This window comes from Salmonella sp. SJTUF15570, assembly GCF_043357055.1.
GTDB classification, from domain to species: domain Bacteria; phylum Pseudomonadota; class Gammaproteobacteria; order Enterobacterales; family Enterobacteriaceae; genus Salmonella; species Salmonella enterica.
Window position 1 is genome coordinate 264,192 of the sequence record NZ_JBEUKJ010000004.1, and the last position, 14,839, is coordinate 279,030.

The following is a 14,839-nucleotide window of genomic DNA, read 5'->3' on the forward strand; positions in this document are numbered from 1 at the left end:
CGCCGCGATGTTTGCTCGCCATAAATCGCGGCGATTAATACAATCTAAGAGCCTATCCCACCAGGCGTTATTGGCGCAGCCAGTTTGGACACGGACAGCGCGCAAAAACCGGAGCGTACACGTAGTACGTGAGGTTTGACTCGCTACGCTCGCCCTTCGGGCCGCCGCAAGCGGCGTTCAAAACGCTAACGCGTTTTGGCGAGCACTGCCCAGGACCAAAATGGCAAGTAAAATAACCCTAATGGGATAGGCTCTAAATTAGCTCCCGCGATAGGTTGAATAACCATACTGACTTAATAACAGCGGCACATGATAGTGCTCATTCGTTTTGCTGATATGAAACTCGACGGGAATCTCCGGGAAAAACGTATCCAGTTTTTTACTTTCAAAATACTGGCCGGTTTTAAAAATAACGCGATAATCCCCCGGCGCGGCAGCTTTTTCGGGCCACAGTGCTTTAATACGTCCATCCTGGTCGGTATGCCCGGTGTTTAATTGCGTCCATCCGTTATCCTTTTTCTGCTCCAGTACCACCTCCACGCCGGGCGCCGGTTTGCCTGTTTGCTGATCGAGAATATGTACGCTGAGAATATTGTTGCCAGCGGCCAGCGCCATTGCCGGGGCTGCAACAAGAGATGCTATCACGGTAGCCAGTATATATCGTTTCATGCTTCACTCCTTTACGGTATTGATGCAGGAAAATATATCTGGCGCGTCCAGGATTAACCTTACACGGACATGACAATTATGTCATCTTGTTGGAGATTTACGGATTCGCTACCAAGCCTATGGCATACTGCGTTGATGAAGATTTTATTGATTGAAGATAACCAGAAAACCATTGAGTGGGTATGTCAGGGACTCACGGAAGCAGGCTATGTGGTTGATTATGCCTGTGATGGACGAGACGGATTGCACCTGGCGCTTCAGGAACATTATTCATTGATTATTCTTGATATTATGCTGCCGGGGCTTGATGGATGGCAGGTTTTACGCGCGTTACGCACTGCGCATCAGTCCCCTGTTATTTGCCTGACGGCGCGCGACTCGGTTGAGGATCGCGTCAAAGGTCTTGAGGCGGGCGCTAATGATTACCTTGTTAAGCCTTTTTCCTTCGCCGAACTGCTGGCCCGGGTGAGAGCTCAACTCAGACAGCACGTCCCGGTCTTTACCCGACTGACGATCAATGGTCTGGACATGGATGCCACAAAGCAATCGGTGTCACGAAATGGCAAACCGATTTCCCTGACCCGCAAAGAATTCCTGCTCCTCTGGTTACTGGCGTCCCGGGCAGGAGAAATCGTGCCCCGAACCGCGATCGCCAGCGAAGTTTGGGGAATTAACTTTGATAGTGAAACCAACACCGTTGATGTCGCGATTCGTCGGCTGCGCGCCAAAGTAGACGATCCATTTGAAAAGAAGCTCATTATGACCGTCCGGGGGATGGGTTATCGATTACAGGCGGAAACGTCGCAGAATGGTTAAGTTATCAATGACGCTGCGCCTGACAATTTCTTTTATCGCCATCCTTATCCTCGCCTGTACCGGCATTAGCTGGACGCTCTATAACGCGCTGAGCAAAGAATTAACGTATCGGGATGATATGACGCTAATAAATCGGGCGGCGCAAATGCAGCAACTGTTACTGGATGGCGCCAGGCCGGAAAATCTGCCGCTCTATTTCAATCGGATGGTGGATACGAAGCAGGATATCTTATTGATCCATTCAGCAACAGGCCACAATGTTGCGATTAATCATAGTGGTATCCCCGACCAACGCTTTAACGAGATTCCGCTGGCTAAAAACATCACCCGCGAAACCTTATTTCGCCAGGCGGTACAAGGCACGGAGCTGACCGCGGTACGAGTAAACGCCAGAAGCGGCGATGACCCGCTGACCCTTACTATTGCCAGGCTGGCGACGGAAAGGCGGCAAATGCTGGCGCAATATCGCCGCAACAGTTTGCTGATGAGCCTTATCGCGATCCTCGTCTGTTCGGCGCTCAGTCCATTAGTCATCAGAAACGGGCTGCGGGCCATTACGTCGCTCAGCCGACTCACCGCGGCGACAGATAGCGGCACACTTCGCCAGCCGTTGGCGGAACAGGCGTTACCCGTTGAGCTCAGGCCGCTTGGACAAGCGCTAAATACCATGCGCCAGAAGCTTTCCGATGATTTTGAACGCCTGAACCAATTTGCCGACGATCTGGCGCATGAGCTGCGCACGCCGGTTAATATTTTACTGGGGAAGAATCAGGTGATGCTGAGTCAGGAACGCAGCGCCGAAGAGTATCAACAAGCCCTTGTCGATAATATTGAAGAGCTGGAGGGACTGTCGCGACTGACAGAAAATATTCTCTTTCTGGCACGCGCGGAGCACCAGAATATAGCGGTAAAAAAACAGCCTGTTTCGCTCAATGCGCTGGTCGAAAATATGCTGGATTATCTTAGCCCCCTTGCCGAGGAGAAGCGCATCTGTTTTATAAATCAATGTCAGGGAACGGTATGGGCTGACGAAATATTATTACAAAGAGTGCTCTCAAACCTGCTGACGAATGCCATCCGTTATTCTGATGAAAACGCCGTGATACGTATTGAAAGCGCTTATGATGATAACGTTGCAGAAATTCGGGTCGCTAATCCGGGCAGCCACCCCGCCGATGCGGATAAGCTTTTCCGGCGTTTTTGGCGAGGAGATAATGCCCGCCATACTGCTGGTTTCGGCCTGGGGCTATCGTTGGTTAATGCGATTGCTCTATTGCACGGTGGCTCGGCATCTTACCGATATGCCGATGAACATAATATCTTTTCGGTTCGTCTGCCTGATAGCGGTGATAGCTAAGGTCAGTACAGGTTCTGTTCCCCTTCCCTGCCACAGGGCTGTGGTTATCAATACAACCTCAATAAAAAGAAAATAAAGGATGCCGGCAAAGAATATTGCTGGCTCGATCACTTTCTCGGTTTCCAATCCAGGGTCAATTCATCCCATAACGCGTTATTCAGTGGGAACCTTTATGAAAAAGTATCTTGCATTCGCCGTTACGCTGCTGGGTATGGGTAAAGTCATCGCCTGTACTACCCTTTTGGTAGGCAATCAGGCTTCGGCTGACGGCTCCTTCATTATCGCGCGCAACGAGGATGGCTCGGCAAATAACGCCAAGCATAAGGTTATTCATCCCGTCGCGTTTCATCAACAAGGCGAGTATAAAGCACATCGCAACAATTTTAGCTGGCCGCTTCCGGAGACAGCGATGCGCTATACGGCAATTCATGACTTTGATACTAACGATAACGCCATGGGTGAAGCCGGTTTCAATTCGGCGGGCGTCGGAATGAGCGCAACGGAAACCATTTACAACGGCAGAGCGGCGCTGGCTGCCGATCCTTACGTGACAAAAACGGGAATCACGGAAGACGCCATTGAGTCCGTGATCCTGCCAGTGGCGCAATCGGCGCGTCAGGGCGCCAAATTACTGGGCGACATTATTGAACAAAAAGGCGCGGGCGAAGGTTTCGGCGTCGCGTTTATTGATAGCAAAGAGATATGGTATCTGGAGACGGGAAGCGGTCATCAATGGCTGGCAGTACGACTTCCGGCAGATAGCTATTTCGTTTCCGCCAATCAGGGACGTTTACGCCATTACGATCCGAATGATAACGCGAATTATATGGCGTCACCAACGTTAGTAAGCTTTGCGAAAAAGCAGGGATTATATGATCCGGCCCGCGGCGAATTCGACTTCCATCAAGCCTATTCGCAGGATAACAAAAACGATACCACCTATAATTATCCGCGCGTCTGGACGCTACAACATCAGTTTAATCCGCATCTGGATACGGTCGTTAGCGAAGGGAAAACATTTCCTGTTTTTTTAACGCCAATAACGAAAATTAGCGTGGCGGCAGTAAAAAACGCGTTACGCAATCACTATCAGGGAACGTCGCACGACCCTTATGCCAGTCATAATCCACAAGAACCATGGCGACCTATATCCGTTTTTCGTACCCAGGAGTCGCATATTTTACAGGTCAGACCGAAATTACCGCAGGCTATCGGTAACGTAGAATACATCGCCTATGGAATGCCATCTCTTAGCGTCTATCTCCCCTATTATCAGGGAATGCGTCATTATCAACCCGGAGATGATAAAGGAACCGATCGGGCGAGCAACGACTCTACCTACTGGACATTCCGCACGCTGCAAACGCTGGTTATGCAGGACTACAATGCGTTTGCGCCAGATGTGCAACACGCCTGGAAAACATTTGAACAGCAAACAGCTAAGCAGCAGTATAAGATGGAACAGAGCTATCTGAGATTATATGCGTCGCATCCGAAAGAAGCGCAACGCTTACTGCAAAATTTTGAAGATAAAACGATGCAAAATGCGCAGACGCTCGCCCGTCGCCTGACCAATAATATTATTACGACAATGACTTACCGCACAGATATGAAATATCACTTTTCAAGTACGCAACCATAAATTTAATGACAATCTATTAGCCACTCATACACAATAAGATAAAGCGGCACCAGAATTAGCCAGATATAAAAGACAATAATTATTATGGATTCATAGAGAGGATAGTTTATGACACTCCAGGCAAATATCAGCAGAGAGACAAAAGCGGCAAAAACCCAGGAGGTATATAAGCACGTTGTTCTTTTCAAAATGGCCGCCTCCTCTCGCATAAAACGATAACTACAGCTTATGTCCCGTGTTACATAACTTTTCCCGACAGGCCTCTTTTACCCATGCTGAAAAATTCCGCGTCTTTTCAGATTTCAACGCGAATTCTATCTGTTCAAGCATGGAATAGGAAAAACGAATATTCTTCGTCACGGTCTTACTTGTCCGGGGCTTTGCTGGCATACACACACCTGTATAACATTTGATGTAACGCCGTTACTTTACGCAGGAGTAAATCGGTGAATTTGATCTGAATCAAGAAGGTGGGTTTTCAATAAAAGTTGTGCCCTAAATTGTGAAGTTTGTAGATTTTATGAACATTTGATGTACCGATCTCCCCCATGATCGCCACTACGTATGGACGTCAGGATGCCTCCCCGCCTGATCAGAAGCGTTTCCTCATTAAAAAGGACATTTTTTTAAAGTTCCTGGTGCATAAAAGTCACATCCTTTTAAAGGGTTGTTAACCCTGTTGAATGTTCCCACTCCCCTATTCAGGAATATTAAAAACGCTATGCAAATACAGAGCTTCTATCACTCAGCTTCACTAAAAACCCAGGAGGCTTTTAAAAGCCTACAAAAAACCTTATACAACGGAATGCAGATTCTCTCAGGCCAGGGCAAAGCGCCGGCTAAAGCGCCCGACGCTCGCCCGGAAATTATTGTCCTGCGAGAACCTGGCGCGACATGGGGGAATTATCTACAGCATCAGAAGACGTCTAACCACTCTCTGCATGACCTCTATAACTTACAGCGCGATCTTCTTACCGTCGCGGCAACCGTTCTGGGTAAACAAGACCCGGTTCTAACGTCAATGGCAAACCAAATGGAGTTAGCCAAAGTTAAAGCGGACCGGCCAGCAACAAAACAAGAAGAAGCTGCGGCAAAAGCATTGAAGAAAAATCTTATCGAACTTATTGCAGCACGCACTCAGCAGCAAAATGGCCTACCTGCAAAAGAAGCTCATCGCTTTGCGGCAGTAGCGTTTAGAGACGCTCAGGTCAAGCAGCTTAATAACCAGCCCTGGCAAACCATAAAAAATACACTCACGCATAACGGGCATCACTATACCAACACGCAGCTCCCTGCCGCAGAGATGAAAATCGGCGCAAAAGATATCTTTCCCAGTGCTTATCAGGGAAAGGGCGTATGCAGTTGGGATACCAGGAATATTCATCACGCCAATAATTTGTGGATGTCCACGGTGAGTGTGCATGAGGACGGTAAAGATAAAATGCTTTTTTGCGGGATACGTCATGGCGTGCTTTCCCCCTATCATGAAAAAGATCCGCTTCTGCGTCAGGTCGGCGCTGAAAACAAAGCCAAAGAAGTATTAACTGCGGCACTTTTTAGTAAACCTGAGTTGCTTAACAGAGCCTTAGCGGGCGAAGCGGTAAGCCTGAAACTGGTATCCGTCGGGTTACTCACCGCGTCGAATATTTTCGGCAAAGAGGGAACGATGGTCGAGGATCAAATGCGCGCATGGCAATCGTTGACCCAGCCGGGAAAAATGATTCATTTAAAAATCCGCAATAAAGATGGCGATCTACAGACGGTAAAAATAAAACCGGACGTCGCCGCATTTAATATGGGTGTTAATGAGCTGACGCTCAAGCTCGGCTTTGGCCTTAAGGCATCTGATAGATATAATGCCGAAGCGCTACATCAGTTATTAGGCAATGATTTACGCCCTGAAGCCAGACCAGGTGGCTGGGTTGGCGAATGGCTGGCGCAATACCCGGATAATTATGAGGTCGTCAATACATTAGCACGCCAGATTAAGGATATCTGGAAAAATAACCAACATCATAAAGATGGCGGCGAACCCTATAAACTCGCACAACGCCTTGCCATGTTAGCCCATGAAATTGACGCGGTGCCCGCCTGGAATTGTAAAAGCGGCAAAGATCGTACAGGGATGATGGATTCAGAAATCAAGCGAGAGATTATTTCTTTCCATCAGACCCATATGTTAAATGCGCCTGGCAGCCTTCCGGATAGCGGTGGACAGAAAATTTTCCAAAAAGTATTACTGAATAGTGGCAACCTGGAGATTCAGAAACAAAATACGGGCGGGGCGGGAAACAAAGTACTGAAAAATTTATCGCCAGAGGTGCTCAATCTTTCCTATCAAAAACGAATTGGGGATGAAAATATTTGGCAGTCAGTAAAAGGCATTTCTTCATTAATCACATCTTGAGTCTTGAGGTAACTATATGGAAAGTCTATTAAATCGTTTATATGCCGCGTTAGGCCTGGATGCGCCAGAAGATGAGCCACTGCTCATCATTGATGATGGGATACAGGTTTATTTTAATGAATCCGATCATACACTGGAAATGTGCTGTCCCTTTATGCCATTGCCTGACGACACTCTGACTTTGCAGCATTTTTTACGTCTTAACTACGCCAGCGCCGTCACTATCGGCGCTGACGCAGACAATACTGCTTTAGTGGCGCTTTATCGCTTGCCGCAAACCAGTACCGAAGAAGAGGCGCTCACTGGTTTTGAATTATTCATTTCTAACGTGAAGCAATTGAAAGAGCGTTATGCATAATTTAATACATCAACATGCTTTCTTAATGAGATAAAGCGCGATACGTATGCCCTTTACAAGAGACAAGACCAGAATCTTTGGTGGAAATGTAAGGGGCAAACGTTCCTCTCTCTCATTTCGCTCTGTTTGCGGGAGCATTTTTAGTGTGTAAGTATTCCTGATCATCAGGTTTTTACGCCATCTACGCGCATTTATTCTGCTATAAGTTGAAATACTGCAAAAAAATATTAGTGCTTATTATTTTTTCTTTAAGTAAATTTTCGCTCAACAAACTTAATTGTTTATTCAATGATGATGAAGCGTGAGTTATGCTGGAAATGAAGGAAGCCAATAGCAAGGATAATCTGATTATTCACGGGTGATATTATGAGACATCGTATATTTTTACCATTGCTTCTGGTGTTGTCGGCTACAGCCTTTTCGGCATCGGCGATGGCTGCCAGTGATTCCCCCCCACCACCAGATAATACAAAACACGCCTCCGGTGGCTGGCCGTCAGGCCCCGCATCATGGGTTCACCCACCCTGGTGTGATAACTGGCCACAAGATATAGAGATACCAGATTTTTGGTGTGATGTATGTGGTTGTTAATTTTTTACAGAAAGCTATAACAACCATATCAGGATTGAGAGTATTTCTGATCATTATGTTTCATCAGTTCCTGATGAACTGAATATGACTTCAGGCTGGCGTGTTTTATTAACGTCAGCCTGATTTTTTACAACATCATATTACTGACTTACAGGCGCAGCTAGTGCGTTCTATATCTAAGCTGGTGATTGTAACGACCCCGACAGTACTTCTGCTTCACCGTTATGGCAGATATCATCGCCTCTTGTCAGATGCCAGACACCTACTCATACTCAACCAAAGCTCTAAATACAAAAATCACCTTATATCTTTTTTTATTATTCCTTGTATAAATGTGACTTGACTCACACCTATAAGGAATCGACTCACTTCCATAAGAAGGAATCAAAATGCCAATAACTAACGCGTCCCCAGAAAATATATTAAGATATTTGCATGCGGCCGGTACCGGTACGAAAGAAGCAATGAAAAGTGCAACTTCACCACGCGGTATACTGGAATGGTTTGTCAATTTTTTTACCTGTGGTGGAGTAAGAAGAAGCAATGAAAGATGCTTTCGGGAGGTAATTGGAAAACTGACCACATCATTATTATATGTAAATAAAGATGCTTTCTTCGATGGTAATAAAATATTTCTGGAGGATGTCAACGGGTGTACTATATGTCTGTCATGTGGAGCAGCATCCGAAAATACGGATCCCATGGTCATTATTGAAGTGAGCAAAAATGGAAAAACTGTAATGGATAAAGTTGATAGCGAGAGATTTTGGAATGTATGTCGAATGTTAAAGCTGATGAGTAAACATAATATACAACAGCCTGATTCACTTATAACCGAGGATGGTTTTCTGAACCTGCGCGGAGTAAACCTGGCTTATAAAGATTTCCAGGGGGAAGATTTGTCAGAAATAGATGCTTCTGATGCAGATTTCCGTGAAACAAATCTTTCTAATGTAAATTTAGTTGGTGCAATTTTGTGTTGTGCAAATCTACACGCTGTAAATCTAATGGGTTCAAACATGACTAAAGCAAACCTGACTCACGCAGACCTGACTTGCGCTAACATGTCCGGTGTAAACTTAACCGCTGCAATTCTATTCGGCTCAGACTTAACTGACACCAAATTAAATGGTGCAAAATTAGATAAGATAGCTCTAACTTTAGCGAAAGCATTAACAGGAGCCGATCTGACAGGTAGTCAACATACCCCTACTCCACTCCCGGATTACAATGATAGAACTCTTTTCCCCCATCCGATATTTTAGTCGAGATAAAGGGATTTTATAAACAAGAAGTATTCAAACAGAGGCCCCCTTGTTTTATTAAATAAACCCCGCCCCTAAGTTTCATTATAAATAACATTTTCAGCGTATTACTTGTTGGCTTTGTCTGAATCATAGCGTTATCTGTATGTGGCACATTAACTAAAAACACTATTATTGTTTAATTTAAATAATTCATAATTGTAGTCAGGAAATAAGAAGTTATGCTTCCGGTCACCTACAGATTAATACCTCAAAGCGGAGTATCCACATATGGATTAAATACCGCAGATACACCTGTTTTCCCCGATATTCCCGAACATGCACCAAACCCCTCACGGCTACGCCTTGCTCATGACAGCCTTGCCATAAACAGTGAATTCCGTCTGGAGCCAGAGTGTGTGGTGGAGTACCTTATCTCAGGCGCGGGTGGAATAGACCCTGATACAGAAATTGATGACGACACTTATGACGAATGCTACGATGAACTATCCTCCGTACTTCAAAATGCGTATACCCAAAGCGAAACATTCCGCAGACTGATGAATTACGCATATGAAAAAGAACTACATGATGTGGAGCAGCGCTGGCTACTGGGGGCAGGCGAAGCCTTTGAAACTACCGTGGCTCAGGAACACTTCAAACTTTCAGAAGGCAGGAAAGTTATTTGTCTCAATCTGGACGATTCTGATGATTCATATACCGAACATTATGAAAGTAACGAAGGACCACAACTTTTTGACACAAAACGTTCATTTATTCATGAAGTTGTACATGCACTGACCCATCTTCAGGATAAAGAAGAAAATCATCCAAGAGGCCCTGTTGTCGAATATACCAACATTATTCTGAAAGAGATGGGGCATCCTTCACCTCCCAGAATGGTCTACATCTTCAATAAATAGACACATCGGGAAACGAAAAGAAACTAAAGACTCGCGTAGTCCGTTTTTTCGGGAAATGTTCTGGCAGTATTTTCTAACTATATTCTAAGCGCCTAAAAAACAAAGGGGCTACCTTTCGGTAACCCCTTGTTTAATCTGGCGGAAGCGCAGAGATTCGAACTCTGGAACCCTTTCGGGTCGCCGGTTTTCAAGACCGGTGCCTTCAACCGCTCGGCCACACTTCCGGAATGAGGCGCACTATAAACATCCCGGTGCGTCATGTAAAGACCGAATGTGTTCGTTTGCGTGAAAAACAGGCAAAATTTCGTTAATTGCCTGAAATAGCGGCACATTGACCATTTATTCAACACAAAAACGGGCTTAATACGTGTTGTTCGTCCCCACTGTTTTACCGCTGTGATTATCAATTTTTTATCGGTAACGCGTGGTTGGCGCTGCCGCCTGTTTTATGGCGTAGCGCCAGGCATGAAAAGACCGTTTTAACGACGGTAATCACCTGAAATCTCTTAAGGAAACTAAACGTAAACGAATGCGTAAAGATGGGTAAAACCACTGGGTGACAGTGACTGTTTTTATTATTCTCCTTTATTAATTACATCTGTCATAAGAGAGTGACTAATGGATCGTATCATTACATCATCGCGTGATCGTAGCTCGCTACTGAGTACGCACAAAGTACTGCGCAACACCTATTTTCTGTTGAGCCTGACGCTGGCTTTCTCCGCAATTACCGCGACAGCCAGTACGGTACTGATGCTGCCCTCCCCCGGCCTGATTCTGACGCTGGTTGGTATGTATGGGCTGATGTTCCTGACCTATAAAACCGCCAATAAGCCGGTCGGTATCCTGTCTGCTTTTGCGTTTACCGGCTTCCTCGGCTATATCCTAGGCCCGATTCTTAACGCCTATCTGTCAGCAGGCATGGGCGATGTCATTGGCCTGGCGCTGGGTGGGACCGCGTTAGTATTTTTCTGCTGCTCCGCTTACGTTCTGACCACCCGTAAGGATATGTCTTTCCTGGGCGGTATGTTAATGGCCGGGATCGTCGTCGTGCTGATTGGTATGGTGGCGAATATTTTCCTGCAACTGCCTGCATTGCACCTGGCGATTAGCGCGGTGTTTATCCTGATTTCCTCGGGCGCTATCCTGTATGAAACCAGTAACATCATTCACGGCGGTGAAACCAACTATATTCGTGCGACCGTCAGTCTGTACGTTTCGCTGTACAACATCTTTGTCAGCCTGCTCAGCATTCTGGGCTTCGCCAGCCGCGACTAATCGACATTCCCCTCTTCCAGCCCTGCTTATGCAGGGCTTTATTTTTTGCTACACTGCCGCCCGTGTTGATTACGCAGTGAAACGTTATGTTGATCTTTGAAGGTAAAGAAATCAGTACTGATAGCGAAGGCTATCTGAAAGAGACGACGCAGTGGAGCGAACCGCTGGCCGCCGCTATTGCGGAAAATGAAGGCATTACCCTCTCACCTGAGCACTGGGAAGTGGTGCGCTTCGTGCGCGAATTTTACCTGGAGTTTAATACCTCTCCCGCCATCCGAATGCTGGTAAAAGCGATGGCGAATAAGTTCGGCGAAGAAAAAGGCAACAGCCGTTATCTGTATCGTCTGTTCCCGAAAGGCCCGGCAAAGCAAGCGACCAAAATCGCCGGCCTGCCCAAACCGGTAAAGTGTATTTAATACCGAATACTGAAGCCTGTTAGCGTCTCGCGAGGGCTGTGCGGTTCAGTGAGGATTTTGTCCACACGAGCAGAGCGCGGCCCGCCCTCTTTCAGCCACTTGATGAGTTTTTCCACCTGCGCCGCGTCGCCACAGGCCACCACTTCTACACTTCCGTCATCCATATTCTTCGCATAGCCGGTTAACTCCAGCCGCTGCGCCTCATGCTGCGTGGTATAGCGAAACCCGACTCCCTGAACTCGACCATAAACCCAGGCGATAATGCAGACGTTCGACATGATGGTTCTCCTTTCATAATCAGTGGTGGAGGCTCATACAGGACATACTTAACGTACCTGACTGGGCAGACACCCATAATGTTGGCGGAATCTGGCCGTAAATCTCGACCCCGACAGGTAACCGCACCGTAGCGCTATTTCGCCGATCGGCAGCGTCGTCGATTGCAGTTGAGAAAGCGCGCAGGACATGCGCACCTCTTCAACAATTTGTCGATAACTCTGCGATTCGCGCTGCAAACGCCGACGCAGCGTCGATGTTCCCATAGCAAGACGGCGGGCTATCTCCTGGGCTGTCCATAGCTTAGCAGGCGAGAGCATAATCAGTTGCCGCACCTGCTCCGTGAGGGTGTAACGCCGTTCAATAAGCAGCGGTCCCGCCGCGCCATCATGTAAAAGCGCTAACAGTAACCCCATCGCCTGATGTTCCTGTAGCCCAACGGGCAACCCCTGGCGCACAGCATCCAACACGTTCTCCCACATAAATGTCAGGCTACGGCTCATCGGGGTACACAGCGATGTCAGGTTTGCCGGTGGATAATCCTGAACGTACATCGTTTTAAAGCGAGCAATAATCTCCGGTGAAAGTAACAACAGGTCGGAGCGAAAACCGTTCTGCGCAGGCTGATTAATAATCTCCAGCGGCGTGTTCGCCGGAATAATAATCAACTCGCCCGGCCCGGCGACAAGGCGGCTATCATCCTGAATGATGACTTTACTGCCCTGCGTAATATGGCAGATAGCGGCGGAAAAAAGCGTAACACGATGCAAACGGTGCAGATGACTGGAACGCACCTCTGCCGTCGTAAGATCCTGATGTCGAATATGCATCTCCTGCACCGTGCCGTCCTCTATTTTATCTTCCGTATGTGGCCGTGAATTGTGCTTTCGCAATCACATGCGCGTTAAGCATAAACCCTACCAACGCGCCACTCGACTCACTGTCGAGCGGCAGTGTTGCCGTATTCAGCGCCCACACAGTAAACTGATAGCGATGAGGCTTATCGCCCGGCGGCGGACAGGCGCCGCCAAAGCCAGCATAACCGAAATCATTCCGTCCCTGCACCACTCCAGCGGGTAACGTTTTTTTATCAGCCCCCGTCGGCAGGTCGTGAATCTGCGCAGGAATATTCACCATCGTCCAGTGCCACCAGCCGCTTCCGGTGGGCGCATCAGGATCGAAGACGGTAATAGCGTAGCTTTTGGTTCCGGCAGGCGGATTGCGCCAGCTCAGCTGCGGCGAAATATTTTCTCCGCTACAACCAAATCCTTTAAAGACATGCTGTTGCGTTAAACGAAAATCCGCCGGAATATCCGCGCTACTGAGGCTAAACGCCGATGCGGCAGATACGCCGCCACTCAATGCCATCATTGCGGCTGCGGTCAAAGAGAAGACTGTTTTCATTGTATTTCCTTCTTCATATAAAGAAATAACACTATAAAAAGCGCCCGCTGAAGAAACTGTGCCTTTACGATTCTATTTTGTGCAGAAACGCTCACCGCCATACGCTGGTGATTGCCTCTCTCATCTGTGCTACCCTACGCGCCATTTCGTTTTCACGGTCCCTGGCTGGAGCTATCATCCGGCTCGCGTCACTGTTTGTGAGAGGTTACTCCGCATGACTGAATCTACATTTCCGCAATATCCCCGTTTAGTCCTCAGCAAAGGGCGAGAAAAATCTTTACTCCGCCGCCACCCATGGGTCTTTTCCGGCGCCGTCTCCCGCCTGGAAGGCAAAGCCAACCTCGGTGAAACTATCGATATCGTCGACCATCAGGGAAAGTGGTTAGCACGCGGCGCCTGGTCGCCAGCATCTCAGATCCGCGCGCGCGTCTGGACATTTGATAAAGCAGAATCCATTGATATTGCGTTTTTCACCCGCCGCCTGCGCCAGGCGCAGCAGTGGCGCGACTGGCTGGCGAAAAAAGACGGCCTGGATAGCTATCGTCTGATCGCCGGTGAGTCCGATGGCCTGCCTGGCGTCACTATCGATCGTTTTGGTCATTTTTTGGTGCTGCAACTGCTCAGCGCCGGGGCCGAATATCAACGCGCCGCATTAATTAGCGCGCTGCAAACATGCTATCCGGATTGCGCTATTTACGATCGCAGCGACGTCGCCGTGCGGAAAAAAGAAGGGATGGCGCTGACGCAAGGTCCGGTCACTGGCGAACTGCCGCCTGCGCTTCTGCCAATTGAAGAACACGGTATGAAATTACTGGTCGATATCCAGGGCGGCCACAAAACCGGTTATTATCTTGATCAGCGCGACAGTCGTCTGGCGACGCGCCGCTACGTGGAAAATCAGCGGGTACTGAACTGCTTCTCTTATACCGGCGGTTTTGCCGTGTCGGCGTTAATGGGCGGTTGTCGCCAGGTTGTCAGCGTGGATACCTCACAGGATGCGCTGGATATCGCCAGGCAAAACGTTGAACTGAACCAACTGGACTTGAGCAAAGCCGAATTCGTGCGCGATGACGTGTTTAAGTTGCTGCGCGCTTACCGTGAACACGGCGAAAAATTCGACGTCATCATCATGGACCCGCCCAAATTCGTCGAAAATAAAAGCCAGTTAATGGGGGCCTGCCGGGGCTATAAAGACATTAACATGTTAGCGATTCAACTGCTCAATCCGGGCGGCATACTGCTGACATTCTCTTGCTCCGGACTGATGACCAGCGATTTATTTCAGAAAATCATTGCCGATGCCGCAATAGATGCCGGTCGTGATGTACAATTTATAGAGCAGTTCCGTCAGGCCGCCGATCACCCGGTGATCGCCACCTACCCGGAAGGGCTGTATCTGAAAGGGTTTGCCTGTCGCGTCATGTAACTTGAAAAGTGGAATAGTATCCTCATATAAAG

At 47.8% G+C, this 14,839-nt stretch carries 16 protein-coding genes, 1 tRNA gene and 1 pseudogene; 11 read left to right on the forward strand and 7 right to left on the reverse strand.

The annotated features are described in order from the left end of the window. Nucleotides 1-258 precede the first annotated feature (258 nt). Nucleotides 259-669: a hydroxyisourate hydrolase gene (gene hiuH, locus ABVN44_RS10090; RefSeq protein WP_000833188.1), complete on the reverse strand. Its 411-nt coding sequence runs from the start codon at nt 667-669 to the stop codon at nt 259-261. A gap of 135 nt (nt 670-804) precedes the next feature. On the opposite strand from hiuH, the gene hprR reads away from it, so the two are divergent. From hprR to ABVN44_RS10110, 4 genes are all read left to right on the forward strand, one after another. Further along, nucleotides 805-1,485, forward strand: coding sequence for a response regulator transcription factor HprR (gene hprR, locus ABVN44_RS10095; protein WP_023231786.1), 681 nt, complete (start codon nt 805-807; stop codon nt 1,483-1,485). Next, on the forward strand, nt 1,478-2,842 hold the full coding sequence (locus ABVN44_RS10100; RefSeq protein WP_023216403.1) for a heavy metal sensor histidine kinase: 1,365 nt from the start codon (nt 1,478-1,480) through the stop codon (nt 2,840-2,842). Before hprR ends, ABVN44_RS10100 begins: the two co-directional genes overlap by 8 nt. A gap of 172 nt (nt 2,843-3,014) precedes the next feature. After that, nucleotides 3,015-4,484, forward strand: coding sequence for a C69 family dipeptidase (locus ABVN44_RS10105; RefSeq protein WP_020898652.1), 1,470 nt, complete (start codon nt 3,015-3,017; stop codon nt 4,482-4,484). Between the two features lie 108 nt (nt 4,485-4,592). Next, nucleotides 4,593-4,703 carry a hypothetical protein gene (locus ABVN44_RS10110; RefSeq protein WP_000174815.1) on the forward strand — a complete coding sequence of 37 codons (111 nt, stop codon included), beginning with the start codon at nt 4,593-4,595 and terminating at the stop codon, nt 4,701-4,703. On the opposite strand, the gene ABVN44_RS10115 is transcribed toward ABVN44_RS10110, so the two are convergent. Further along, nucleotides 4,704-4,874: a YlcI/YnfO family protein gene (locus tag ABVN44_RS10115; protein WP_001111006.1), complete on the reverse strand. Its 171-nt coding sequence runs from the start codon at nt 4,872-4,874 to the stop codon at nt 4,704-4,706. It lies immediately after the preceding gene. A gap of 331 nt (nt 4,875-5,205) precedes the next feature. Here ABVN44_RS10115 and sopB point away from each other — a divergent pair, with 331 nt between their 5' ends. Both sopB and sigE read left to right on the forward strand, forming a co-directional pair. Then, complete coding sequence (gene sopB, locus ABVN44_RS10120) at nt 5,206-6,891, forward strand: SPI-1 type III secretion system effector inositol phosphate phosphatase SopB (protein ID WP_023231787.1); 1,686 nt, start codon at nt 5,206-5,208, stop codon at nt 6,889-6,891. 16 nt (nt 6,892-6,907) lie between these two features. Continuing rightward, nucleotides 6,908-7,249, forward strand: a complete 342-nt coding sequence (gene sigE / locus ABVN44_RS10125) for a type III secretion system chaperone SigE (protein WP_000444723.1) — start codon at nt 6,908-6,910, stop codon at nt 7,247-7,249. A 9-nt stretch (nt 7,250-7,258) separates the two neighbouring features. Here the strand turns inward: sigE and ABVN44_RS10130 are convergent. Beyond that, nucleotides 7,259-7,580: pseudogene (locus tag ABVN44_RS10130) on the reverse strand (hypothetical protein). Between the two features lie 649 nt (nt 7,581-8,229). Between ABVN44_RS10130 and pipB the strand changes: the two are divergent. Next, nucleotides 8,230-9,105, forward strand: coding sequence for an SPI-2 type III secretion system effector PipB (pipB, locus tag ABVN44_RS10135; protein WP_023231788.1), 876 nt, complete (start codon nt 8,230-8,232; stop codon nt 9,103-9,105). A 221-nt stretch (nt 9,106-9,326) separates the two neighbouring features. Further along, entirely contained in the window at nt 9,327-10,007 is a 681-nt protein-coding gene (gene pipA / locus ABVN44_RS10140) for a type III secretion system effector protease PipA (protein ID WP_000938180.1), read from the forward strand. 136 nt (nt 10,008-10,143) lie between these two features. On the opposite strand, the gene ABVN44_RS10145 is transcribed toward pipA, so the two are convergent. After that, a tRNA-Ser gene (locus ABVN44_RS10145) sits at nt 10,144-10,231 on the reverse strand. Between the two features lie 394 nt (nt 10,232-10,625). Between ABVN44_RS10145 and yccA the strand changes: the two genes are divergently transcribed. Both yccA and tusE read left to right on the forward strand, forming a co-directional pair. Further along, nucleotides 10,626-11,285, forward strand: coding sequence for an FtsH protease modulator YccA (gene yccA / locus ABVN44_RS10150; RefSeq protein WP_000374046.1), 660 nt, complete (start codon nt 10,626-10,628; stop codon nt 11,283-11,285). Nucleotides 11,286-11,371: 86 nt separating this feature from the next. After that, entirely contained in the window at nt 11,372-11,701 is a 330-nt protein-coding gene (gene tusE / locus ABVN44_RS10155) for a sulfurtransferase TusE (RefSeq protein ID WP_023231789.1), read from the forward strand. Here tusE and yccX read toward each other — a convergent pair. From yccX to ABVN44_RS10170, 3 genes are read right to left on the reverse strand one after another with little or no spacing between them, the layout of a single operon-like run. Continuing rightward, on the reverse strand, nt 11,698-11,979 hold the full coding sequence (gene yccX / locus ABVN44_RS10160; protein WP_023231790.1) for an acylphosphatase: 282 nt from the start codon (nt 11,977-11,979) through the stop codon (nt 11,698-11,700). The genes tusE and yccX overlap by 4 nt on opposite strands. Before the next feature lie 48 nt (nt 11,980-12,027). Then, entirely contained in the window at nt 12,028-12,807 is a 780-nt protein-coding gene (locus ABVN44_RS10165; RefSeq protein WP_000548082.1) for a helix-turn-helix transcriptional regulator, read from the reverse strand. 25 nt (nt 12,808-12,832) lie between these two features. Next, a complete protein-coding gene (locus tag ABVN44_RS10170; RefSeq protein WP_000859417.1) occupies nt 12,833-13,381 on the reverse strand; it encodes a YbhB/YbcL family Raf kinase inhibitor-like protein in 549 nt (182 codons plus the stop codon). Between the two features lie 214 nt (nt 13,382-13,595). Here ABVN44_RS10170 and rlmI point away from each other — a divergent pair, with 214 nt between their 5' ends. Continuing rightward, complete coding sequence (gene rlmI, locus ABVN44_RS10175; protein WP_000140480.1) at nt 13,596-14,807, forward strand: 23S rRNA (cytosine(1962)-C(5))-methyltransferase RlmI; 1,212 nt, start codon at nt 13,596-13,598, stop codon at nt 14,805-14,807. The last annotated feature ends 32 nt before the right edge of the window (nt 14,808-14,839 follow it).